Below are 24135 nucleotides of genomic sequence, written 5' to 3' on the forward strand. Positions count from 1 at the left end.
AGGCTTCTGTAACGAAGGGACTAGGTTTTTGAAAGCGCTAATTACCGATATCGATGCTGCAGGCAAGCGTCTCGACGCTTGGTTGTCTGCTCAACTGGCGCCTGACCTGTCGCGAAATCGTATTCAGGCGCTGATAGGCGGCGGTCAGGTAACCATTGACGGCAAAGTAATCAGCGAGACCAAATATAAGCTTCGCGACGGCATGAGCATTGAGATCATAATTCCAGAACCGGAAGATGCAGCGCCATCCGGGGAGAACATTCCTCTCGATATTCTTTATGAAGACACAGATCTTATTGTTATCAACAAGCCGGCTGGCCTTGTCGTTCATCCCGGCAATGGCAACTGGTCCGGCACGCTCGTCAATGCCTTGATACACCATTGCGGGGATACGCTATCAGGCATTGGCGGCGTAAAACGGCCCGGGATTGTTCATCGCCTCGACAAGGAAACCAGTGGTGTCATCGTGGTCGCTAAGAACGATCTTGCCCACCGGCATTTGAGTGCACAATTTGCTGATCATGGCCGCACCGGAGACCTTGAGCGTGCTTATCTGGCAATAGTCTGGGGCACGCCCGACAGGACAACTGGTACGATAGATGCCCATCTTGGCCGCTCGCACCGAGACCGGACCAAACAAGCTATTGTTCACGAAGAACGGGACGACGCCCGCCATGCTGTCACGCATTTTGAAGTGCTTGAACGTTTTGGTGCTCGCGAAGATTCCACAGCGCTTGCATCCTTGGTCGAATGCCAGCTTGAGACCGGCAGAACACACCAGATCCGCGTACATATGACTCATATCGGCCATCCGCTGGTAGGCGATATGGAGTATGGCGGTGCGTACAAAACCAAGGCAAATAAATTTGATGAGCCATTGCAATCTATTGTCAAAGGCTTCAATCGCCAGGCATTGCACGCGCGGCTTCTGGCCTTTGAACATCCGATGACAGGCGATCTTATGCGTTTTGAAGCCCCACTTCCCACCGATATGGCTGAACTGCTTGAGGCATTTCGCGGATATCAATAACAAGGGAACCTTTCGGCTTCTGGCGCGTTTGGCTCGGTGAATATATATGACACGATTGTTCACATTTATGTGACGCTTTGTTTCATTACGAAATGCACCGTGTTTTTGACAAAATGATACCTATATATGCATAGCATTAATCTGCTCGCGCCAATGTTTCTGGGCGGGTGGTTGCTGCGAACCTGCCGATAATGGAGGTTCATTTCAAAATGAGGAGGGGTGCTCTATGGCCCAAAATCTTCCAAGTATTCTAGGCGGTGACGGCGGACTTACCCGTTACCTAGAAGAAATCCGCAAGTTTCCAATGCTTGAACCGCAGGAAGAGTACATGCTCGCCAAGCGGTATCTGGAGCATACTGATGCTAAAGCCGCCCATAAGCTGGTAACAAGCCATCTGCGTCTCGTTGCAAAAATTGCGATGGGTTATCGCGGATATGGCCTGCCAATCGGCGAAGTTATTTCCGAAGGCAATGTCGGCCTGATGCAGGCCGTCAAACGCTTCGAGCCTGAGCGTGGTTTCCGTCTGGCGACCTATGCCATGTGGTGGATCAAAGCTTCCATTCAAGAATATGTCCTGCGCTCCTGGAGCTTGGTCAAAATGGGAACGACCGCCAATCAAAAACGCCTGTTCTTCAACCTGCGTAAGGTAAAGAGCAAGATTCAGGCGCTGGATGATGGCGATCTGAATCCTGAACAGGTCAAGGAAATCGCAACCCGCTTGAGCGTGTCCGAGGATGAGGTCATCTCGATGAACCGCCGTCTTTCCGGCGATGCGTCACTTAATGCGCCAATCCGTTCTTCGGATGGCGAGGCAGGTGGCGATTGGCAGGATTGGCTGGTTGATGATCACGACAGTGCCGAAACCATGCTCATCGAACAGGACGAGCTGGAAAATCGCCGCGAAATGCTCTCCGGCGCCATGTCATCCTTGAATGATCGTGAACGCCGGATTTTCGAAGCCCGTCGATTGGCGGACGATCCAATTACGCTCGAAGATCTGTCTACCGAATTCGGCATTAGCCGCGAGCGTGTCCGGCAGATCGAAGTTCGCGCTTTTGAAAAAGTTCAGGATGCTGTGAAGGCTGCAGCCATTCGCCAGCAGAAAGCGCTGGTTTCCAGTGGTGCCGACGCAAACTGACAGACATCTTTACTCAATTAAAAAAGGCCGCTTAAGCGGCCTTTTTTAAACCTATTAACCGCCGACCTTTGTCGCCCATGATTTGAGCACGTCATCAAAGGCCCGTTCGCCCGGCAAACCCTTTTCAAGGGTGATAAGCGCGCGGCGGCCAGTCTTGTATGCGATAGGAATATCAATCCAGGACATGCGCCGCATCAGCGAAGTGTTGGTATCGACGGCCGTTTTTGCATCATTCATCGCAATAATGAAGAAATTATCCGCGATCTTGGCTGGAATGGCGACAAGCGGGCTGCCCGGCGCTTCTTCCCTGTCCTTGAAAGTCATGCGGGAAACATTGTCGATAGAGCCACCGGCAAAACCTTCAGGCACCGTGAAAATCATCTCGATGAGATGGCTTGCAGGCAAGGTCTTGTCACCATTGCGGCGGATAATCATGCGCAGCTTGATCGCAAGTTCCGGAATCGTCACTTCAGCGCGAATCGCAGGCTCCGGCGGCAGATCATTGCCGGGAGATTCCTGGACGACGGACCATACGACGCCACCTTCTTCGCGTCTTTGCGCATCCTGCCCGGATCGTTCCTCATAGAAGAACGCCTTCTGACCAATCGGCAAGGCCGCAGGAGGTTGGGTCTGTCCTGAAGGTTGCTGACCTGACGTTTCCGGTTGCGCTGCCGGATCGGATGTAGAGGTCGCTACAGACGTACCTTCGCCCACTGACGGCGTGTCATTGGCACGGCCGGGATCGATCTCCTGCCCATCAGGCAACAGCCTTTGCGTGAGCTTTGGCTCACCCTTCGGCTCCGTTGAGTTGGGTGTTGCCGTGGGCGTCGTTGCCGGTTGCGTGGGTTTGGCTGGCTGTTGTGGCGCAGGCTGATTGGCAGCCGTCTCAGCCGGATTTGTGGCCGTTTCGGGCTCAGAGCTGGTCATCAGGCTGGCAATATAATCTTTGGCGGCAACAGCCTGCTTCGAGATATCTTCTCGCCAAGTATAACCCGCATAAGCTACACCGGCGACGACAGCGAGCAGGGCAACGATGCTCAAGAGCGGCGCAAAGGACCGTTTCGGCTCAGCTTGTTTAAGCGGCCCGCGGGTATAGACTCCATAATCATTGCGTGAATCATCAACACTGCTGATGCCAAATTCTTTCTCGTCAATCTCATTGCGAGAAAGGTCCGAACGGGCAGGCGCGCCTGGGAAGTCCTCTTCTTCGTTATCGGCACTTGGCTTGTCCTGGCTGGAAAGAAAATCTTCAAGCGCGTCTGGTTGCGATTCGATCGGCGTAAAGACTGGCGCAGCGGCAACCGGCTCGCTCCGTGACCACGAAGGGCCAGCTTCCTGCCTTGTGTTTGCAGTGGGGGGCGGTGCAAGATCTGGAACGGGTGGTGGTGGCGCAACCGGCAGCGGCTCCGGAACGGTCACTGCCTTTTCCTCCACCGGTGCGAAACTGGCTTCCACTTCGGCAATGGCATCATCAATCGCAGCGATCTGACGCTTCGACACGGCTTCAGGCGCATTCAATGTGACAAGTTTTTGCTCGATCGTTGCACGAGCCTTTGCATATACACGTTGACGGAGCTCGGGAGTTGGGTCCGCAAGCCCGTCAATTGTTTTCCTCAATACTGCAACGAAATCTGCCATTCACCCAAACCTATGGTTTTGTTGTGAGATTAACCTCAAGCCACCCGCACGACTCTAATCATGAAACGGATCGGTAACAAGTATCGTATCGTCCCGTTCCGGGCTGGTCGACAAAAGTGCGATCGGCGCACCGATCAATTCTTCCACGTAGCGGACATATTTGATTGCCTGTGCAGGAAGCTCGCTCCAACTGCGAGCACCAGCCGTGGTATCTTTCCAGCCTTCCAATGTCACATAGATTGGCTTGACGCGAGCCTGCTGGCCTTGGCCTGCCGGAAGATAGTCAATGACCTCGCCATCCAGTTCATAACCGGTGCAAACCTTGATCTCATCAAGCCCATCAAGGACATCGAGCTTGGTAAGAGCGATACCGCTGATGCCGTTATTTGCCACAGCCTGACGAACCAAAACCGCATCGAACCAGCCGCAGCGCCGCTTGCGACCTGTGACCACGCCAAATTCATGGCCGCGCTGGCCGAGGAACTCGCCGACCTCATTTTGCTGCTCGGTCGGGAAAGGCCCCTCGCCTACGCGCGTGGTGTAGGCTTTCGTAATGCCAAGCACGTAATGCAGCGAACCGGGTCCGATGCCTGAGCCAGCCGATGCCTGACCCGCCACGGTATTTGACGAGGTAACAAACGGATAAGTACCATGGTCGATATCGAGCAATGTTCCCTGCGCGCCTTCGAAGAGAATTCGCTCACCTGCGCGCTTCTTCTGGTCAAGGACGTACCATACGCGGTCCATGAATGGCAGAATATGCGGGGCTGCATCTTTCAGTTCGGCTAGAAGCTTTGCTCCGTCAACTTCTTCAATGCCAAGGCCACGGCGCAGCGGATTATGATGTGCGAGCAGACGTTCAATCTTTGCAGGCAGTGTATCGGGATCGGCCAAGTCAAGAACGTGAATAGCGCGGCGTCCAACCTTGTCTTCGTAGGCAGGTCCAATACCACGGCCTGTCGTGCCGATTTTGGTGCCCGAATTCGAAGCTTCGCGGCGGCGGTCCAACTCACCATGGATTGATAGAATAAGCGTCGTATTTTCGGCAATCTTCAGCGTCTCTGGCGTAATTTTAACGCCCTGCGCTTCCAGTTTTGCCTTTTCGGCGATGAAGGCGTGAGGATCAAAAACGACGCCATTTCCGATAATGGAAAGCTTGCCCGTACGAACAACGCCCGAAGGTAAAAGCGAAAGCTTGTAGGTGACGCCATCAACAACGAGCGTATGGCCGGCATTATGCCCGCCTTGAAAGCGAACGATGACATCAGCCCGCTCTGAAAGCCAATCGACAATCTTGCCTTTGCCTTCGTCACCCCATTGCGAACCGATCACGACAACGTTTGCCATTCAAAACTCCTTGAGTCGAATCCTACCAACGCATTTTGCTTAAATGCGGTGCTTCTATACAGGCTGGTTTGAAAAAGCGCGACTATTCTTTACGCTTTGCGAGCGACTATTTGGCTTTCTGTGACGAATAAACCTAATGTTGCTCCAAATGGTTGTAGCAATCGTGCAAACAGAAAAGCTGATCCCATGCATCGTACCGCCTATATCTATCTTCTGATCACTGCTTTCCTCTGGGGTGGCAATGCAGTTGCTGGGAAATTTGCCGTTGGACATATTTCTCCCATGCTTTTGACCGTGCTGCGCTGGCTCTTTGCTTTTCTGATCGTTGCCATTATCAGCAACCGCCAATTGCGGCAGGATTGGCCTGTTCTGCGCAAATACATGCCTTTGCTCGCCGCACTCGGTGCTTTCGGATTTACTTTCTTTAATATGGCCCTCTACAGCGCCTTGAATTACACGTCGGCGATCAATGTCACCATTGAGCAGGCAGGTATTCCGATGGTGATCTTCATTGCCAATCTTATCCTGTTTGGGACACGTGTTCGCCTGGGGCAAGTGCTCGGCTTTAGCCTGTCGCTCATCGGCGTCGCATTGACGGCTGGCCATGGCGACCTTGCCAGCCTATCGGGCTTGAAGGTCAATCTTGGCGACGCCTTGATGCTGATCGCCATTCTTGTTTATAGCGGATATACGGTGGCGCTACGTTTTCGCCCGGAGCTAAACTGGCAAAGCCTGATGGCGGCGATGACCTTTTTCGCCTTCCTGACCGCAGTTCCTTTTGCATTTTGGGAATGGCAAGTCGGGGCGGCAATGCTGCCGGACACAACGGGCTGGACTGTCGTGATCTATACAGCCGTGTTGCCTTCAATTGTAGCACAAGTGCTTTTCATCAAGGGTGTCGAATATATCGGCGCAAATCGCGCCGGGCTTTTCATCAATGCCGTGCCAATATTTGGCACTTTTCTCGCAGTCTTTCTGCTCGGTGAAGCGTTCCAGCCTTACCATGCCGTGGCTCTCATACTCGTTCTTGGCGGCATATGGATTGCGGAGCTTAGTGGCCGCAAACATGCAACAGTCAGCCCAGATATCGCACCATGAAACGCGCATCGTCAGAATAGGTCCGAAGCTTCGTTTCGAGCTCCGGTCGATCATCCGGTTTAAATCCCTGCTTTTGCCAGAATCCTGTGGAGCCATTTACCGCAATCAAGGACATTGTTGCGAATCGGGACCTTTGCGCATGATCAGCAAGAATAGACACGATTTCTCGCGCAGCGCCGGTGCCGCGGGATTGAGGCAGCAAAGCTATATCGTGCAGATAGTACGTCGTGGGTTCGCTGGGTAATTGATCAAGCAGGCTATTGAGCGCCGGCATTGTATAGAGGAGCCATGGATGGGTAAGAGCATATCCAATCAGCTTCCCATCGCCATCCTGCAGGACATGACATCCATCCGGATAAAGCTGCAGCCGTTCTTGATAAACGGCATCCGCCTCGAAGAAATCCGTATGGATAATATTTGCCATGGCGCTGACAGAGGCAAGATCGCTCACCTTCATCGGGCGCCATTGCAATATTTGTGAACCGGATACCATAAATGGCTTCTACTATCAGGAAACGTCGAACTCCAGCGGCTTGGCGGAAACGATCGCTTTATTGTCGATCAATTCCTGCAGAACTGCCTCTGGAATACGTTCGTCAAGATAAAGCAGTGCGATCGCATTGCCGCCTGGATGATCGCGGCCAAGCGAAAAGTTCGCAATATTGACTGCGTTCCTGCCGCAAATAGTTCCCAACGTGCCAATCATGCCAGGCGTATCATTGTTGGTTGTATAGAGCATGTGTTGGCCCACTTCCGCATCGAGGTTGATTCCCTTGATCTGAATGAATCGGGGCTTGCCGTCAGAAAAACAGGTTCCAGCAATTGAACGCGTGAGTGACGCGGTTTTAACTGTGAGCTTGATATAACCATCGAATACGCCCGACTTGTCGCGGCGCACTTCAGACAGCACAATCCCACGCTCTTTTACCATAACTGGCGCGGAGACCATGTTGACGTCGGCGACCTGCGGGCGGATCAAACCAGCCAGGGCCGCACTGATCAGCGCGCGTGTGTTCATCGCGGCTGTTGAACCATCGAAAAGAACTTCAACTTCCTCAATAGGCTCTTCGGTAACCTGGCCGACAAATGCGCCCAACACTTCCGCCAGTTTGACAAATGGCTTCAGTCGAGGTGCCTCTTCAGCGGTGATCGAAGGCATGTTTATCGCATTGGATACTGCGCCCTTGACCAAGTAATCCGCCATCTGTTCGGCAACCTGCAAGGCGACATTCTCCTGCGCCTCACTGGTTGAGGCACCAAGATGCGGCGTGCAAACCACGTTTGGAAGATGGAATAATTCGTTTTCAGTCGCCGGCTCAACTTCAAAAACGTCAATACCGGCTCCGGCAACCTTGCCGGATTTCAAAGCTGCGACGAGATCTTTCTCCACGATCAGACCGCCACGTGCGCAATTGATAATGCGAACACCATCTTTCATCTTGGCGATAGCATCAGCATTGATGATGCCACGGGTCTTGTCCGTCATCGGCGTATGTAGGCTGATGAAATCTGCGCGCGCCAGAAGCTCATCCAGTTCAACTTTCTCAACACCGAGTTCCTCGGCGCGTCCCTCCGAAAGGAAGGGATCGAAAGCTATGACATGCATTTTGAGGCCAACACCACGCGTGGCCACGATTGAACCGATATTGCCGCAGCCAATGACACCGAGGGTCTTGCCGGTGATCTCGACACCCATGAAGCGGTTCTTTTCCCACTTGCCTGCACGTGTCGATGCATCAGCTTCCGGCAATTCGCGAGCAACGGCAAACATCAGCGCAACGGCGTGTTCTGCCGTTGTGATCGAGTTGCCGAACGGCGTATTCATCACAATGATACCGCGGCGGGATGCAGCCGGAATATCAACATTGTCGACGCCAATACCAGCCCGTCCGATGACTTTGAGGTTCTTGGCGGCAGCTATGAGCTTTTCCGTAACCTTGGTCGCAGAGCGGATAGCAAGCCCGTCATACTGATCAATGACGTCGAGCAATTTGTCTTTGTCCTTGCCAAGATCAGGAAGGTAATCGACTTCAACGCCGCGATCCTTGAATATTTGCACGGCAGTTGGAGAAAGCTTGTCGGATACGAGTACGCGTGGTGCCATGATGGCCTCCATCTTAAGATCACATGATTGAATGGGAATGGCCGCATGGTTGCGGCCACCACTGAATGAAATCAGGCTGCCTGCTTCAACGCGGCTTTCTGTGACTGGAAAGCCCAGTCAAGCCACAATGTCAGAGCCTGGAGATCCGAAGCCTCAACCGTCGCACCCGCCCATATACGCAGGCCTGAAGGCGCATCGCGATAGGCGCCAATATCGAAAGCGACACCCTCTTTTTCCAGTGCCGTCACGATGTTCTTGGCAAAGGTTGCCTGCGCGTCTGGTTCGAGAGCCGTGATTTCTGGGTCAATAATCGTCAGGCAAACTGAAGTGTTGGAGCGCGTTGATGGGACAACAGCCAAATTGCCAAGCCATGGCGAATTTTCAACGAAGGCATCAAGCACCGCAAAATTTGCGTCGGCGCGGCCAACCAGACCATCGAGCCCGCCGATAGACTTTGCCCAGTTCAACGCATCGAGGTAATCCTCGACGCAGAGCATTGAAGGCGTATTGATCGTTTCGCCGGCAAAAATGCCTTCGATCAGTTTGCCGCCAGATGTAAGGCGAAAAATCTTTGGCAGAGGCCATGCGGGCTTATAGGTCTCAAGACGCTGTACGGCACGCGGGCTCAAGATAAGCATCCCGTGCGCGCCCTCGCCGCCAAGCACTTTTTGCCATGAGAAGGTCACGACATCGAGCTTGTCAAAATCCAGACGCTGCGCAAATGCAGCCGATGTTGCGTCACAAATCGTCAAGCCTTTGCGGTCAGCCGGAATGAAATCGCCATTCGGCACACGCACACCCGAAGTTGTGCCATTCCAGGTAAAGACCACATCGCGGTCAAAATCCACCTTGGAAAGATCCGGCAACGCGCCATAACCTGCTTCGATAAGACGGGTGTCGGCAAGTTTCAACTGCTTCACGACATCTGTAACCCAGCCAGAACCAAAGCTCTCCCAGGCAACCATGTCGACACCGCGCTCACCGAGCAGCGACCAAAGTGCCATCTCGACAGCACCGGTATCTGAGGCAGGAACAATGCCGATACGATAATCGGCAGGCACCTGCAGAATTTCACGGGTAAGATCAATTGCCTGTTTCAGCTTGGTCTTGCCGACCTTCGCGCGATGCGAGCGACCAAGCGGTGCGTCGGCGAGCGCTTGGAGCGACCAACCGGGACGTTTGGCACAGGGACCTGATGAAAAATTGGGGTTAGCCGGGCGCTGCGCCGGCTTGGAAAGCGTCGTCATGTTTTCTCCTATCCTCTCAGATAGCTTGCCTCTCGTTGGGGAGAGGTGGCCCACTGCGGGAATTAGGAGAAATGTCGTTTGCAGTCAAGAAATATGTTTAGGTGCGACACAGAAAACAAAAACGGCGAGCCATCCGCCTCGCCGCTTTGTTGAGATTAGCCGGTTCTATCAGAATGCGTAACGCACGCCGAGCTTGAAGTCATGCGAAGTAATATCCTTGAACTTCACTGACTCACCACGATTTGATCCATTATTATTGTAGAACGTGCCCGTCTTGGCATCACCGAGATCGACGTAACTATAGCCAAGATCAATAGTCATGCGTTCAGTCGCCTTGATGCCCACACCCGCATGCAGGGCCCATGCAAGGTTCCATTCCGATTCACTAGCTGCATAACCGCCGCCATTTGTCACAACATTGACATCCCGGAACCCGGAGATTGTGTTGCGCGATGCACCGATACCAGCACCGAGGTAAGGTGTTATGCCCGCATAGGTTCCAAGATCGGCATAGGCATTGGCGAGGAACAGCCATTCGGATTTTTTCGCGCTATAATCATTGGTCCCATTATCGCCACCACCAGGAACGCCGTCTGTATCGTAGTAATCCTGCGCACTGAAATCGGTTTTCCCGCGATACTGCGCCGTGACGTCTGCACGAAGCCAATCATTGAACTGATAGCCGACACCGATCTGACCGGTCATCCCAGCGTCAAACTCGCCATCATTGTTCCACCCGAAATCCTCGGGACCAGAAAAAGCTGAGTAGCTGAGGCCCTTCAACCGCTGGTTGCTCATACCGAGATCGCCGCGCAGGTACCAACCACCGAATTGCTCTACCTCGACGATGGGTGCCTCCTGAATATCCGCAGCGAAGGCGGGGGCAGCCCCCAGGCAAAGAAGTGCTGCGCTCAGTGCAGCATATTTGTTAAAGGCGCTCATTTCTGTTCCCTCATAGGCCAAAAGTCATCGCAGCGGATGCCACCAATAGTTGTGATCCGTACTATGAGTGGAAAAAGTTAAATCACGCTTAACCGTGTTTATTCACCATATCCATTAACGTTAATAAATTCTCACCGCGACAACGGACAATAAAAAAGGCCCACAAGGGGCCCTTTCTTAACTTGGTGAAATCACATTCTATGCAGCTGACGAAATGACCGAAATAATGTCATTTACAACTGACTCCACCAGCTTGCGATCGTCCCCCTCCGCCATGACGCGGATCAATGGTTCTGTACCAGACGGTCGAATGACAAGGCGGCCCGATGTGCCCAGACGACCGCGTGCGTCGTCAATCGCGCTTTTCACGTGCTTGTTCTCAAGCGGCTTTGTTCCCGTCGTGCGAACGTTCTTGAGAAGTTGCGGGACAGGTTCGAATTTGCGGCAAACCTCACTGACAGGTTTTTGCAATTGTTGAACGACTGCAAGTATTTGCAAGGCTGATACGAGACCGTCACCCGTGGTCGAGAAATCTGAAAGTACGATATGCCCCGATTGCTCACCACCAATATTGAAACCATGGTTTCGCATATGTTCAACGACATAACGATCCCCCACTTGCGTGCGCGCCAGCGTCAGGCCCCGATTGTCAAGGAAGCGTTCAAATCCAAGATTTGACATGATGGTAGCGACAACACCGCCCCCAACAAGGCGGTCCGATTCCTGCCATGACTGGGCAATCACCGCCATCAGCTGATCGCCATCAATGATCGCGCCGTTTTCATCAACAATAAGCACACGGTCTGCATCACCATCCAGCGCAATACCAATATCGGCGCGAACCTCATGCACCTTCTTGATTAGGCCCAAAGGATGGGTGGAACCGCAATCTTCGTTAATATTTGTGCCGTTTGGTTCATTGTTGATGGTAACAACCTCGGCGCCCAGCTCCCACAGGGCGGCCGGTGCCACCTTGTAAGCTGCGCCATTGGCACAATCGACAACAATGCGCAGACCAGCCAGCGAGATATTCTTGGGCATGGTACGCTTGGCAAACTCGATATAGCGATAGATGTCACCATCCACACGCTTGGCACGCCCAAGCGCTTCGGAAGCAGATAGCCGATCGGCAAGATTTTCATCCATCAATCGTTCAATTTCGAGTTCGATAGCATCTGAAAGCTTGAACCCGTCCGGCCCGAACAGTTTGATGCCGTTATCCTGAAACGGATTGTGCGAAGCCGATATCATTACACCTATGTCAGCGCGCAACGACCGGCACAGCATCGCCACTGCGGGCGTCGGGATCGGGCCCAGAAGGAAAACATCCATTCCGGTTGACGTGAAGCCAGCCACCAAAGCGTTTTCGATCATATAACCGGAAAGTCTGGTATCTTTGCCGATAACGACGCGATTGCGATGCTCACCGCGTTTGAAGGCGAGTCCGACAGCCATGCCAACTTTCATGGCGATATCGGGTGTCATGGGATAGGCGTTTGCCTGTCCACGAATGCCATCGGTGCCAAAATATTTGCGAGCCATATACGGTTATCCAGTTGTTGCGACACGTAGGCGTATAACGGCTACGATTATGGTTGAGTGGTCTTGCTTATTGCAGAAGGACATCTCTTTCGCAGTTCACAAATTGTGTGAGGATTATACTAGAGCAAGTTTCGTTCACAAATCCCTCCCGCAGAACAATTCTAGTTAAGCAAGAAGGACTCTAAATACCGAGGCCTAAACAATTCGTGCAAAAGCGGCCGGTTTTCACCAGCCGCCTTTTTCATTCTTGTTGCAATCACGATTGCGGTTGAGGTTCTAGACCTTTGTCCGGCTCATCGCCCTTACGTGGTTTCTTGGCTCCGGCCTTGGGCACAGCCGATCCACGCGAAGGCGGTGTATCATCCCCAAGGTCGCGGGCAGGCTTGTTGCCAGCCATCAATGCCTTGATTTCTTCGCCGGTCAGCGTTTCATATTCCAAAAGGCCTTCCGCAATCGCAATCCATTCCTTTTTCTTCTTCGTCAAAATGGTGCGAGCAGCGCTATAGGCATCGTCAATCAGCTTACGCACTTCCGCATCAATCAACTGCGCTGTTTCTTCAGAAACATTCTGCGTGCGAGCGACTGAATGGCCGAGGAACACTTCTTCCTGGTTCTCGCCATAAGCAACCTGTCCGAGTTTGTCGGAGAAACCCCAACGCGTAACCATGGCACGGGCAAGCTTCGTTGCCTGTTCAATATCTGACGAGGCACCGGAGGTGATGTTTTCCTTGCCGAATTTGAGTTCCTCAGCAATTCGTCCACCCATCATGATTGCAAGGCGGGAAATCATCCACTTGTAACTCATGGAATAACGATCCGCTTCCGGCAACTGCATGACCATTCCAAGAGCCCGACCGCGCGGAATGATCGTCGCCTTATGCAAGGGATCTGCCAGTGCTACGTTCAGCGCCACGATAGCATGACCTGCTTCGTGATAGGCGGTCAGTTCTTTTTCTGCCTGCGTCATCGCCGTCGAGCGGCGTTCGGCCCCCATCATGATCTTGTCTTTAGCGTCTTCGAATTCCTGCATGGTGACAAGGCGTTTATTGCGCCGTGCAGCCATCAAAGCACCTTCATTGACAAGATTCATCAAATCGGCGCCCGAAAAACCCGGCGTACCACGTGCCAATACTTTAAGATCGACATTTGGTGCCAAAGGTACATTGCGCACGTGAACCTTGAGAATTTTCTCACGACCGGCAACATCAGGATTTGGAACAACGACTTGTCGGTCAAAACGACCCGGACGCAGCAATGCTGGATCAAGAACATCCGGACGGTTGGTGGCGGCGATCAGGATAACACCCTCATTGGCCTCAAAACCATCCATCTCGACCAGCAACTGGTTCAATGTCTGTTCGCGTTCATCATTACCGCCACCAAGACCTGCACCACGATGGCGACCTACCGCATCGATTTCGTCGATGAAGATAATGCAAGGAGCATTCTTCTTGGCCTGCTCGAACATGTCGCGAACGCGGGAAGCACCCACACCGACAAACATTTCCACAAAGTCCGAACCGGAAATGGTGAAGAACGGCACATTGGCTTCGCCGGCAATGGCGCGGGCAAGCAAGGTTTTACCGGTACCGGGCGGCCCGACGAGCAGGACACCGCGTGGGATACGTCCGCCCAAGCGCTGGAATTTTTGAGCGTCACGCAGGAACTCGACGATTTCCTCAAGATCTTCCTTGGCTTCATCGACACCAGCTACATCCTGGAAAGTAACCCTGCCATGCGCTTCGGTTAGAAGCTTGGCCTTGGATTTGCCAAACCCCATAGCGCCACGCGAGCCGCCTTGCATCTGCCGCATGAAGAAAATCCACACGCCGAGAATAAGGATCATCGGCAGCCAGGAAATCAACATACCAACCAATGAGGTCGAACCGTCAGATTCAGGGCGGGCAGCGATCTGAACATTCTTGCTTTCCAAACGGCCAACCAGACCCGGATCGCCGGGTGAATAGGTCTGGAAGTTGGAGTTGTTGTCCGTATACGTGCCTGTGATGCGATCACCAGTGATGGTTACCGACTTCACGCGTCCGCTGTTCACATCAGTGATGAATTGCGAATACGGCACATCACTCGATGCTGAACGCGATGTAGGGCTTTGGAAAAGATTGAACAACGCAATCAGAAGCAGAGCTATTATCGCCCACAGCGCGAAGTTCCGGTAGTTAGGATTCATGTCAGGTCCCATCAATTGCACCCGCAAACGCGGAATTTGCATGTAACATAGGTTCGAAGCGCGCCCTTGCCAAGGCTAGCATTCGACTTCAGCTCAATTCTTGTTAATCTGGTTTACAGGATAGCGCTTGTAAGCCGGTATTTTGAGCATCGTAGCAACGCATTGCGCCAATAATTGGTCGTATCCTACGAGAATATTGTCAAACAAGCCAACATAACGCTCGATTATCAATCCTTCAGGCAATTTACCGTGATCATCGAAGACAGGACTGTGCCTGACGCCGTTCATGACAATAGCCGGGCTCGACTGGGCTGACGGACCGTGAACATTGTCCATCCGGCTTTTCAATTCAGCAAGTCCCTGCACGCCGCAAGCATCAATGATGACAGAGCGCTTTCCGGCATTGGTCAATCTATAGCGTCCGTCCCAGATCACGGACATTCCCGGCTCAACGGTCAGCGTAGGAATTGAACGCATTTCGCGATAGAGCAAAGTATTTTCTGGTCTCGATTCAATGATGCAACGCCCGATCGAGAGCTTGCTATGCGTGTCAGCCTCTTCGATAAATTTCAGTGCTTTTCTGCATGATGTTGCAGAGGGCAAAAAAGATTGGCCTCCCATGATAGCAAGCAGCACGCTAACAGCCAATTCTTGCACTCCCGGCTTCTGCTGATACCAATTTTCCCGGTTGATCTGCGCCTTGATGCCGCCCAATACCGTTACGCAGCTCGGCAATGCCGTCGTTACCTCCGCGTTGAGATTCAGCCGCTTTGATGCCTTGTGCTTGATTTTTGATTGAAGTTCGTCGAGATCATTTTCCTGAATGCTTTTTCGAACCCGGACACGTTCATATTTAAGACTATCGTTCGAGGGGTCGTCTTTCCACGTCACTCCAAGCATCCGCAGATAATCTCGAAGCTCTTCACGGCGCATGTTCAACAGCGGTCGCACCAGCCACACTTCGCGCTCCAGCAAGGTCGCAAGCGCCATGCCCGCCTGCCCACGCTCGCTGCTATCAGCAACGCTGCGATCAGAGCGCATCAGGAATGTTTCAACCTGATCATCAAGCGTATGGCCCGTGAGGATTATCCCTGCTCCGGCATCGCGCGCTGCATCACACAGAAGCTTGTAACGTATCTCACGCGCCTTGGCAGAAAGGCCCGTGTCTGGTTTTTGTCCGTGCCATGACAATATCCGATGGGAAATTCCTGCTTTTTGGCAAAGTTCTCCGACATAATTTGCTTCATCGCGGGATTCTGGTCGAAGCCCATGATCAATTGTTATAGCTACGATTTCGGGAAAGGACGGCCGGGATTTACGATACTCGAGAAGCAGATAGAGCAGCGCCAAAGAGTCACTACCGCCGGAAACCGCAACGACGATCGATCGCGAGCCTTCAAAATCAATTGCCGAGAAGATCCCGTTCAGATCGATCGTTTTTTCAGCACTTATTGGCGGCACGCTCATTCTTCACGCGCTCTTTGATCGCCGCCGAAATGTTTGGATATCTGGAAGTAACAGATGCAAATGTCGCGCAAGCCACATCATGATCTTTCATTTTTGCCAGCGTCATGCCCAGTTTGAGCAAATTCTCCGGACTTTTCTTTGAATCTGGAAATTGCTTGTGATTGTCCAGAAAAACCGATGCAGCCTGTTGGTAGCGGCCCTGCCCGAAAAGCGATTCTCCAAGCCAGTAGCGGGCGTCGGCATCAGCTGGATCATTGGGAAAGCGGTCGACATGGCTACGGAATGCAACCTCTGCGCTGCGATAATCGCCCGACAGGAAAAGTTGATAGGCCTGGCTGTACAGTGCTTTCGGATCATCGGTCTGCGGTAGAGCGGCGACAGTTGTGTTATCCGCCTGCTCAGGATCTTCGTTGCGCGTTCCACCGATTACGTTGCCATTGGCATCAAATTGAATCTGTCCGAGCGTTTGCGGCGGTACGCCAAACACCGAATTGTTGGAAGGATCAATCTGTGGGTCAATAGCAGCGGAATCGGTGGAGGCATCTGTCGATGCCTCCGTATTATGCGGCGCGCGGGGAGCTTCGGCGACCGTCCGGTCGCCCTTGCCGCCAGCGTCGGAACGCTTGCCCTTTTCAAGTTCCTGAAAGCGGAACTCATTATCGTCCTGAACTTTCCGCATTTGCTCTTGCATTTGCAGAAGCTGGAAGTTCAGTTCTTCGATTTTACCGGTCAGTTGCCTGATCTGCTCTTCCAACTGGCTGACACGAGGATCACCCGCTTGTGCCATGAGAACAGGCGCATCCATAGCGCCGACCGTCGCCTTGGGAGCTGGCGGAAAAACCCCGCCGCCTCCACTGGCCGCGTGGCTCGCGCCGGTTGCCAGTAATGGCACCAGCGTCATCGCCACTACAAAACTCTTCAATCGTTTGTTCATTCCTTTACCGCCCCTGATATGGGAATTTAACACTGCAACCTTTTGCAGCAGCCCTATCTATCATGAGCAAGGCGACTTCGGCCAAATTTTGTTTCAACATGTTATAAAATACAAAAAGCGGCCCTAAAGCCGCTTTTTATCAACTTTTAACAGTAGGCTTAGCTGCCAGCGCCACCGAGAACGGTGATTGCACGACGGTTCTGCGACCAGCAGGATTCCGAATCGCAAACCGCGACAGGGCGTTCATTACCGTAGGACAGTGTCTTGATGCGCTGGGCTGGAACTCCGCGCGCCGCCAGGAAGTTGCGGGTAGCGGCTGCACGGCGCTGGCCAAGGGCCAGATTGTATTCGCGAGTGCCGCGCTCGTCGGCGTGACCTTCAACAGTGATTGCATAGTTAGGATAACGCTGCAGCCATTGCGCCTGCTTTGACAGGGTCTGCTGAGCATCAGCACGGATAACTGACGAGTCAACGTCAAAGAAAATACGGTCGCCAACGTTAACTGTGAAGTCCTGCGTCGAACCGGGCGTTGCAGCGCCGGCACCCAGGCCGAGGTCGCCGGCACTGTTGACTGGCTTCTTTGCGCAACCCGCGATAGCGAGCGACAGGAAGAGGGCGACGAAAACTGGACTGCGAGCGATCATTTCGAAGCGGCGCATGAGCCTGAACTCCTTGAGAATTGGATTTGTTTCGGTGAACAAGCAGTAACCATATTGAGGTTAAGACCAATTCAAGAAACAGGGTTAATCCACTCTTAACATCAGGATTAACGGCGAAACTTAATGGTTGTGCCGCATCCTTAATGCAAGGAATGCGGCGGAAAAACGACATTCCCGGCGATGTTGGAAAACAACGCCGGGAATCGCCTTAATTCATCAAAACAGGTGCCTTTATTCCAGCAATGGCGACCAAGCCGGGTCAGAAGCCAGATTTGGAGTCTGGATTTGCCGCAAGTTGCGTCCTGTCAGATCGACGGTCATGAGATGCGGACTGTTTGAGCCGGGAGGCATGCGGAAGAACATCAGCACGCGACCGTTTGGCGCCCATGTAGGACCTTCATCATGATAACCGCTTGTCAGAATACGCTCGCCGGAACCATCGGTTTTCATCACACCGATGGAAAATTGTCCGCCGGATTGTTTGGTGAAGGAAATAAGATCACCGCGAGGAGACCAGACCGGGGTTGAATAAGAACCGTCGCCAAATGAGATACGCTGCGGATTGGAGCCATCGGCGCCCATCTTATAAATCTGCGGGCGTCCGCCGCGATCAGACTCGAACACGACCTGCGTTCCATCTGGCGAGTAGGATGCGCCGGTATCGATTGCAGAAGTACTCGTCAGACGTGTCGTCGTGCGGCTGCGCAGATCCATCGCATAAACATTGGCACTGCCGTCTTCCTGCAGAAGACTCATCACAACCTTTTGCCCATCCGGCGAGAAGCGCGGCGCAATCGTCATGCCGGGGAAATTTCCGACAAGTTCGCGCTGGCCGGTCTCAAGCTGCAACAGGTAAATCTGCGGCTTGCCACCTTCATAGGACATATAAGTGATTTCCTGACGGCTCGGTGAGAAGCGCGGTGTCAGAACGAGGTCCTTGCCATTGGTCAGGTAGCGCACATTCGCGCCATCCTGATCCATGATTCCAAGACGCTTGATGCGTTTTTCCTTGGTGCCGGATTCATCAACGAACACGATGCGCGTATCAAAGTAGCCTTTTTCACCCGTCAGCTTTTCATAAATCGCATCGGCGATAATATGAGCAACACGGCGCCAGCTGTCAGGAGCGGTAAAAAACTGCTGACCTTCAAGCTGTTGGCCGGCAAATGTATCCCAAAGCCGGAACTCTGCCTTCAGCCTGCCATCACCTTGCTTGGTCACGCGGCCGGTGACCAGTGCTTGCGCATTGATAACCTTCCAGTCTTCAAAACGGGGTGCAGCATCTGGATTGGATATCTTCTCGATGAAGGCTCCCTTGTCGACCGGAGCAAACAATCCTGAGCGTTCAAGGTCAGCAGCGATAACGCCGGAGATTTGAGCGCCAAGCTGATCGCCGGACAGAAAATCTGTAATCGCGATGGGCATAGGCTCCACAACACCTCTGGTGATGTCGAGTTTAAGCTCAGCGCGGGCTGGCAAAGTTGCAATCATGGACGTCGCCATGACCAGCGCAACTGCGGAGAGGAATAAACGGGATAATTTCAGCATTAGTTCAGGGCCCTCTTTTGGCTGGCCTATGGTGATTTTCAGGTTGCACCCGGATAGAATGTCAATTCGACAGTCGACCAGGTATCATACTTGTCTTGCGGCAGGTTGAACGGCGCAGATCGCATAACAGCTCGCAATGCGCTGCTCTTGACTGCATTCAAAAGTCCGGCATCCGCTCCAGTGCCGCTAACTTCAGGGCTGCCGTCAATCTGGCCGTCCTGAGTAAGGCGGAACCGCACAATAATCTTCATATCCGGCGATTCTTCCGCGCCAACCGGCTTGTTCCAATTGCCTTCAATGATACCACGCAATGCGTCCATCTCGCTCTGGCTGAGAGAACTGCCGCCCGTCGTTTTACTTGCACCCAGCGAAGCTTGGTCGGTTGAGCGTTTTGCCCCGCCAGCTGATGCTTTTTGCTTGTTGAGCAAATCCGCAACTTGATCCGCGATACCGTCCTTTTCCTTTGATGGGGTCGAAGCGGTCTGCGTTTTCGGTTTCTCAGGCGTTTCCTTACGATCAGGTGTCTTGGCGGTCTGCGCTGGCGGCGTTGGCTTGGCTTGCGGCATCGCAACCTTTTCCGGCAACTTGAACTCTTCTTCGGCAGGCTTTTCGGCTTGCGGAGCAGGTTCAGCCTTTGGCGTTTCAGCGGGTGCCGGTACAGGTTTCACATCATTAATTGCTTCCGCAACAGGATCAGGCTTGACCTCCTGCTTGGGCTCCGGCTCTGGCTTGACTTCTGTAGCGGGTACAGGTGTTGGCTTCGGCTCAGGCTTTACTTCCGGCTTTGGTTCAGGCTGAGGGTCCGGTTTGGCGACAGGCGTTTCCGAAGGCTTGGGCGCTTCTGCCGCCTCTACAGGCTTCGCTTTTGTCTCGGTTGCGGGTTTGGTTTCCACATCCGTCTCGCTGTCACCGACATTTTGTGCGTCAGGAATCGTTTGCGGCTTCTGTGTCGGCTTTGGTGCCGGCTTCTCGTTCTTCTCGGCTTTCTTATCGCCTTTTTGCAGCTGGCTCACATCGGACACAATATCAATGGGCATGGATTCCGAGTTAGCCATATCCATCGGGGTTGGCGCAGAAAACGACAATAGACCCCAGCCGAGCAAAGCGGCGTGGATTATTGCTGAAGATGTGATGCTGCCCCGCATAATGGATTAGTTACCTTCCGGCAGACTTACGAGACCGATGTTCTTGAAACCCGAACCCGATATCTGTGCCATAACCTTCATGATCGTACCGTAGTCAGCAGCCTTGTCGCCCTTGACGAAAATGCGTTCTTTATAGCCTGTCTTGGCGATTGCCTGCAGTTTGGGCACGATTTCTTCAAGAGGAATTTCTGTTTCCTGGAGATAGATCTGACCTTGCTGGTTAATCGTTACATAGATCGGATCCGCTTCGCTATTCAGCGTCTGTGCCGATGTTTCCGGCATATCGATCGGCACACCAACGGTCATCATCGGTGCGGTTACCATGAAGATGATCAACAGCACGAGCATGACGTCGACCAGCGGTGTCACGTTGATCTCACTCATCACGCCCTTGCTGTGCCGACCGCGACGGCGGCGGCTGCCACCAGAACCATTATTTCCTATAGACATGCCCATGGCATCAATTCTCGCAATTGCTGTATCTGTTGCGCAGGCTTATGTACGCGGCAGTTTCTCATCGATTTGCCGCGATAGTATGGCGGAAAACTCATCGGCGAAGCCTTCCATGCGGGCGGTCAATTTACCGGCATCACTTGAAAGCTTATTGTAGGCAATAACCGCAGGAATAGCGGCGACGAGACCAATTGCCGTCGCCAAAAGCGCCTCAGCAATACCCGGTGCGACGACCGCCAAACTTGTCGACTTTGAGCCCGCAATACCCATGAACGATGTCATGATACCGATAACAGTTCCGAACAGACCAATGAATGGACCGGCGGAACCGATGGTAGCGAGCGAAGTCAGCCGGGCAGCGAGATAATCGCTTTCGCGGGCAAGTGCCACGTCCATCGCCTTGTCGATACGCATCTGCAAAGCAATGGGTGAGCGGGCGCCCTTTTCGAACGACTTCTTCCATTCGCGCATCGCAGCGATGAAAATAGCGCCCATTCCCGTTGTGCGCTTATCGCCAAGATTGCGATAGAGTTCCTCAAGCGATTGGCCGGACCAGAAAACCTGCTCGAAGCGGTCAAATGCACGTTTGGCCCGCCCAAAGCCGAGACTCTTGTCGAGAATGATACCCCAGGTCCAGATTGATGCACCCAGCAATCCCACCATCACGAGCTTGACGATAAAACCTGCCTGCCAGAACAATCCCCAGAGGGAAACATCTGTATGAACGGCAACGGCTGTTAGATCTTCCATATTTATCCTCGAATCCGAAAACCCGGCTTGTTGACCGGGGCACAATCGTTTCAATCCAGATGAGCCACGTTTAAAAACCGGATTTATTTCCAGTAACCTTAACGCGGCTTCTTTACGTTAATTTTGGTAAAACGAAGGCGTTAACGCCAAACGCCCCGTTTCATAGCCTTATTCATGATTTGTTATGGTTAAGGATCAGTTATGATTCATGGGACTGATCAATATAAATGGCAATATCTTATGTCCGTGGATTGAAAAGCTTGACCCACTCTGCCGGAAATCTTCGCGGACGACCTGCATTATTGACCATCGCTGCCTCGACAACAGCCGAGATGAGCAAATCACCGTTGCGTTTTATAGCCTGATGCATTTCCACCCGTGCTCCCGATATGGCGGCAGTGTGAGTTTCAACCGTTAATACATCGTCGATGCGGGCGGGCGATCTGAAATCGATTTCCATCCGGCGAACGATCCAGACGAGATTTTCACCGAGTTTTCCTTCGGCAAGTTCCGTATGGTGTACCCCCAGCAAGCGCAGATAATCCGTGCGACCGCGTTCCAGAAACTCCAGATAACGCGCGTGATAGACGACACCTGAGAAGTCCGTATCGGCATAATAGACCCGGGCCTCAAGCCTGTGCCCCTCATCTGTCAGCGCGCCAGCCAACCCGCTCATCAGTCGTCATCCTGAAAAAGCGCGATCTGCTGCTGAACAATGTCGGCAGGCGCGGTCAATCCCAGATGTTTCCAGGCATTCACGGTCAATACCCGTCCGCGCGGCGTGCGTTGGAGAAAGCCCTGTTGGATCATGTAGGGCTCAATGATATCTTCAATAGCGTCACGCGGCTCTGAAAGCCCAGCGGCTATTGTTTCAATTCCCACAGGCCCGCCACCAAAATTATGGGCAATCATCGCCAGATAGCGTCGGTCCAGCTGGTCAAGGCCAAGCCTGTCGACTTCCAGCCTTAATAGCGCCGAGTCGGCAGTTTCACGGTCGATCTTGTCTTTACCATCGACAATGGCAAAGTCCCTCACCCGGCGAAGCAAGCGTCCGGCAATGCGCGGTGTCCCGCGTGAACGCCGGGCAACTTCCAGTGCGCCATCATCCGTCATGCCGATTCCCATGATACGCGCACCGCGACGCACAATGTGCTCCAGCTCCTCAACGGTATAGAAATTCAGCCGGACGGGAATCCCAAACCGATCACGCAAAGGCGTTGTCAGCAAGCCAAGCCGGGTGGTCGCGGCAACAAGTGTAAATTTTGCAAGATCAATCTTCACGGACCGGGCCGCTGGTCCCTCGCCAATAATCAGATCGAGCTGATAATCTTCCATAGCAGGATAGAGGATTTCCTCGACGGCAGGATTCAACCGATGGATTTCATCAATGAAAAGAACGTCATTTTCTTCCAGATTGGTCAGGAGCGCCGCAAGATCGCCTGCCTTGGCGATCACTGGTCCGGAGGTCGAGCGGAAATTGACACCAAGTTCTTTGGCCATGATCTGCGCCAATGTTGTTTTGCCGAGACCGGGAGGGCCAACAAAGAGCACATGATCCAGCGCTTCACCGCGCGACTTGGCAGCTTCGATGAATACTTTCAAATTGGCGCGCGCCGCTGCCTGACCCACAAAGTCGGCAAGGGTTTGCGGGCGCAGCGAAGTATCAAGATCTTCCCCGCGCTTTTCCGGTGTTATCAGACGGCTTGCATCACTCATGCGCCTGTCCTCGCATAGACTGCACGTTCAGACAATGCATCACCGTGACAGCTCTTTCAGCCCCAACCGTATCAATTTCGCCGAATCCGCATCCTCGCCGGCATTTTTTAACGCGGCGGCAATGGCATTGGCAGCCTGGTCGCGTGAATAGCCAAGATTGGTCAGCGCTGAAACAGCATCTGTAACTGGCGCAGGGGCGACGCCCTCACCCAGTTCCTGTTTGAGCCCGATGGTTCCCATTGCTTCACCCGCAAAGGCGGGAGCTTTGTTCTTCAGCTCCGTCACGATTCGCTCGGCAACACGCTTGCCGACGCCGGGGGCTCTTGAAACCATCGCGATGTCACGCAGCGCTATCGCGTTGGCAAGATCAGATGGCGTCAGAGTGCCGAGTACACTCAAAGCAACCTTGGCACCAATTCCCTGAACGCTCTGCAAGAGCCGAAACCACTCGCGCTCGAGAGCGGTTCCAAAGCCGAACAAGCGGATAAGGTCTTCACGCACATAGGTTTCAATCAGGAGCACAACCGCTTCGCCAGCCGCCGGGAGATTGGATAAAGTGCGCATTGAGCAAAATACAACATAACCAACACCGTGCACGTCGACGATCACGTGATCTTCGCCAATTTCGTCTACAGTACCCTTGAGTTTACCAATCATGCCATTGCCGCCAATTTTTGTTCGATCAAAAGACGGCCGATTGCGCTCTGTCGGTGATGTGCATGGCAAATGGCGACGGCTATAGCATCGGCCGCATCATCCGTATCGAACATTGCCTTCGGCATCAAAACCTTGACCATCATATGAATTTGCTTCTTCTCGCCATGGCCGACACCGATGACGGCTTTCTTGACAGCGTTGGGAGCGTATTCCGCAACCTTCAGTCCTGCAAGCGCGGGAACGAGAAGAGCAATCCCTCGTGCCTGCCCCAGTTTCAGCGTAGCAGTCGCGTCCTTGTTGACGAAAGTGTGCTCGACAGCCGACTCGTGCGGTTTCTGATCGTGGATGACACCGGCAAGCCCATCATGCAACTGGCAAAGCCGGGAGGCGAGATCAAGTTTCGCATCGGACAAAATCGTCCCGGAAGCAACGAAACGCAGCGAATTACCCAGCGTTTCAATGATGCCCCAGCCTGTGCGGCGGAGGCCGGGATCAATACCGATGATGCGAATCGCTTCTTTCATTGCCAAAC

General features: G+C 53.2%; 22 protein-coding genes. 3 read left to right on the forward strand and 19 right to left on the reverse strand.

What is annotated here, in order from left to right; translation table 11 throughout:
- Positions 1-28: 28 nt before the first annotated feature.
- Entirely contained in the window at positions 29-1030 is a 1002-nt protein-coding gene (locus QFZ34_RS10745) for an RluA family pseudouridine synthase (protein ID WP_307280632.1), read from the forward strand.
- A gap of 226 nt (positions 1031-1256) precedes the next feature.
- A complete protein-coding gene (rpoH, locus tag QFZ34_RS10750) occupies positions 1257-2168 on the forward strand; it encodes an RNA polymerase sigma factor RpoH (RefSeq protein WP_115054228.1) in 912 nt (303 codons plus the stop codon).
- Between the two features lie 54 nt (positions 2169-2222).
- On the opposite strand, the gene QFZ34_RS10755 is transcribed toward rpoH, so the two are convergent.
- Both QFZ34_RS10755 and QFZ34_RS10760 read right to left on the reverse strand, forming a co-directional pair.
- Positions 2223-3806: a transcriptional regulator gene (locus QFZ34_RS10755; RefSeq protein ID WP_307280637.1), complete on the reverse strand. Its 1584-nt coding sequence runs from the start codon at positions 3804-3806 to the stop codon at positions 2223-2225.
- A gap of 54 nt (positions 3807-3860) precedes the next feature.
- Positions 3861-5153 carry an adenylosuccinate synthase gene (locus QFZ34_RS10760; RefSeq protein ID WP_115054226.1) on the reverse strand — a complete coding sequence of 431 codons (1293 nt, stop codon included), beginning with the start codon at positions 5151-5153 and terminating at the stop codon, positions 3861-3863.
- A 186-nt stretch (positions 5154-5339) separates the two neighbouring features.
- Between QFZ34_RS10760 and QFZ34_RS10765 the strand changes: the two genes are divergently transcribed.
- Entirely contained in the window at positions 5340-6251 is a 912-nt protein-coding gene (locus QFZ34_RS10765; protein WP_307280645.1) for a DMT family transporter, read from the forward strand.
- On the opposite strand, the gene QFZ34_RS10770 is transcribed toward QFZ34_RS10765, so the two are convergent.
- From QFZ34_RS10770 to ruvC, 17 genes are all read right to left on the reverse strand, one after another.
- On the reverse strand, positions 6229-6744 hold the full coding sequence (locus QFZ34_RS10770) for a GNAT family N-acetyltransferase (RefSeq protein WP_115054224.1): 516 nt from the start codon (positions 6742-6744) through the stop codon (positions 6229-6231). The two genes, QFZ34_RS10765 and QFZ34_RS10770, sit on opposite strands and share 23 nt — an antisense overlap.
- Before the next feature lie 15 nt (positions 6745-6759).
- Positions 6760-8355: a phosphoglycerate dehydrogenase gene (serA, locus tag QFZ34_RS10775; protein WP_115054223.1), complete on the reverse strand. Its 1596-nt coding sequence runs from the start codon at positions 8353-8355 to the stop codon at positions 6760-6762.
- A 71-nt stretch (positions 8356-8426) separates the two neighbouring features.
- Positions 8427-9602 (reverse strand): phosphoserine transaminase, encoded by a 1176-nt coding sequence (locus tag QFZ34_RS10780; protein WP_115054222.1) that lies wholly within the window; start codon positions 9600-9602, stop codon positions 8427-8429.
- A 168-nt stretch (positions 9603-9770) separates the two neighbouring features.
- Complete coding sequence (locus tag QFZ34_RS10785) at positions 9771-10544, reverse strand: outer membrane protein (RefSeq protein WP_115054221.1); 774 nt, start codon at positions 10542-10544, stop codon at positions 9771-9773.
- A 198-nt stretch (positions 10545-10742) separates the two neighbouring features.
- Entirely contained in the window at positions 10743-12086 is a 1344-nt protein-coding gene (gene glmM, locus QFZ34_RS10790) for a phosphoglucosamine mutase (RefSeq protein ID WP_115054220.1), read from the reverse strand.
- A 256-nt stretch (positions 12087-12342) separates the two neighbouring features.
- Positions 12343-14274 (reverse strand): ATP-dependent zinc metalloprotease FtsH, encoded by a 1932-nt coding sequence (gene ftsH, locus QFZ34_RS10795; RefSeq protein WP_115054277.1) that lies wholly within the window; start codon positions 14272-14274, stop codon positions 12343-12345.
- Positions 14275-14367: 93 nt separating this feature from the next.
- Positions 14368-15741 carry a tRNA lysidine(34) synthetase TilS gene (tilS, locus tag QFZ34_RS10800; RefSeq protein WP_307280655.1) on the reverse strand — a complete coding sequence of 458 codons (1374 nt, stop codon included), beginning with the start codon at positions 15739-15741 and terminating at the stop codon, positions 14368-14370.
- Complete coding sequence (gene ybgF / locus QFZ34_RS10805) at positions 15716-16675, reverse strand: tol-pal system protein YbgF (RefSeq protein WP_307280659.1); 960 nt, start codon at positions 16673-16675, stop codon at positions 15716-15718. The genes tilS and ybgF overlap by 26 nt, the downstream gene beginning before the upstream one ends.
- A gap of 158 nt (positions 16676-16833) precedes the next feature.
- The gene (gene pal / locus QFZ34_RS10810; protein WP_115054218.1) at positions 16834-17334 is read right to left on the reverse strand and encodes a peptidoglycan-associated lipoprotein Pal; all 501 of its coding nucleotides are present in this window, start codon (positions 17332-17334) and stop codon (positions 16834-16836) included.
- A gap of 231 nt (positions 17335-17565) precedes the next feature.
- Positions 17566-18882, reverse strand: a complete 1317-nt coding sequence (gene tolB / locus QFZ34_RS10815; protein ID WP_115054217.1) for a Tol-Pal system beta propeller repeat protein TolB — start codon at positions 18880-18882, stop codon at positions 17566-17568.
- A gap of 38 nt (positions 18883-18920) precedes the next feature.
- Positions 18921-20027: a cell envelope integrity protein TolA gene (gene tolA / locus QFZ34_RS10820; protein WP_115054216.1), complete on the reverse strand. Its 1107-nt coding sequence runs from the start codon at positions 20025-20027 to the stop codon at positions 18921-18923.
- A 6-nt stretch (positions 20028-20033) separates the two neighbouring features.
- Complete coding sequence (gene tolR / locus QFZ34_RS10825; protein ID WP_115054215.1) at positions 20034-20483, reverse strand: protein TolR; 450 nt, start codon at positions 20481-20483, stop codon at positions 20034-20036.
- Between the two features lie 39 nt (positions 20484-20522).
- The gene (gene tolQ / locus QFZ34_RS10830) at positions 20523-21230 is read right to left on the reverse strand and encodes a protein TolQ (protein WP_008128090.1); all 708 of its coding nucleotides are present in this window, start codon (positions 21228-21230) and stop codon (positions 20523-20525) included.
- A gap of 238 nt (positions 21231-21468) precedes the next feature.
- Positions 21469-21906, reverse strand: a complete 438-nt coding sequence (gene ybgC, locus QFZ34_RS10835) for a tol-pal system-associated acyl-CoA thioesterase (protein ID WP_115054214.1) — start codon at positions 21904-21906, stop codon at positions 21469-21471.
- Positions 21906-22946 (reverse strand): Holliday junction branch migration DNA helicase RuvB, encoded by a 1041-nt coding sequence (gene ruvB / locus QFZ34_RS10840; RefSeq protein WP_115054213.1) that lies wholly within the window; start codon positions 22944-22946, stop codon positions 21906-21908. The genes ybgC and ruvB overlap by 1 nt, the downstream gene beginning before the upstream one ends.
- Positions 22947-22985: 39 nt before the next feature.
- A complete protein-coding gene (gene ruvA, locus QFZ34_RS10845; RefSeq protein ID WP_115054212.1) occupies positions 22986-23603 on the reverse strand; it encodes a Holliday junction branch migration protein RuvA in 618 nt (205 codons plus the stop codon).
- Positions 23600-24127: a crossover junction endodeoxyribonuclease RuvC gene (ruvC, locus tag QFZ34_RS10850; RefSeq protein ID WP_115054211.1), complete on the reverse strand. Its 528-nt coding sequence runs from the start codon at positions 24125-24127 to the stop codon at positions 23600-23602. Before ruvC ends, ruvA begins: the two co-directional genes overlap by 4 nt.
- Positions 24128-24135 lie beyond the last annotated feature (8 nt).

It is taken from the genome of Phyllobacterium ifriqiyense (assembly GCF_030817885.1).
In the GTDB taxonomy this organism is placed as follows: domain Bacteria; phylum Pseudomonadota; class Alphaproteobacteria; order Rhizobiales; family Rhizobiaceae; genus Phyllobacterium; species Phyllobacterium ifriqiyense.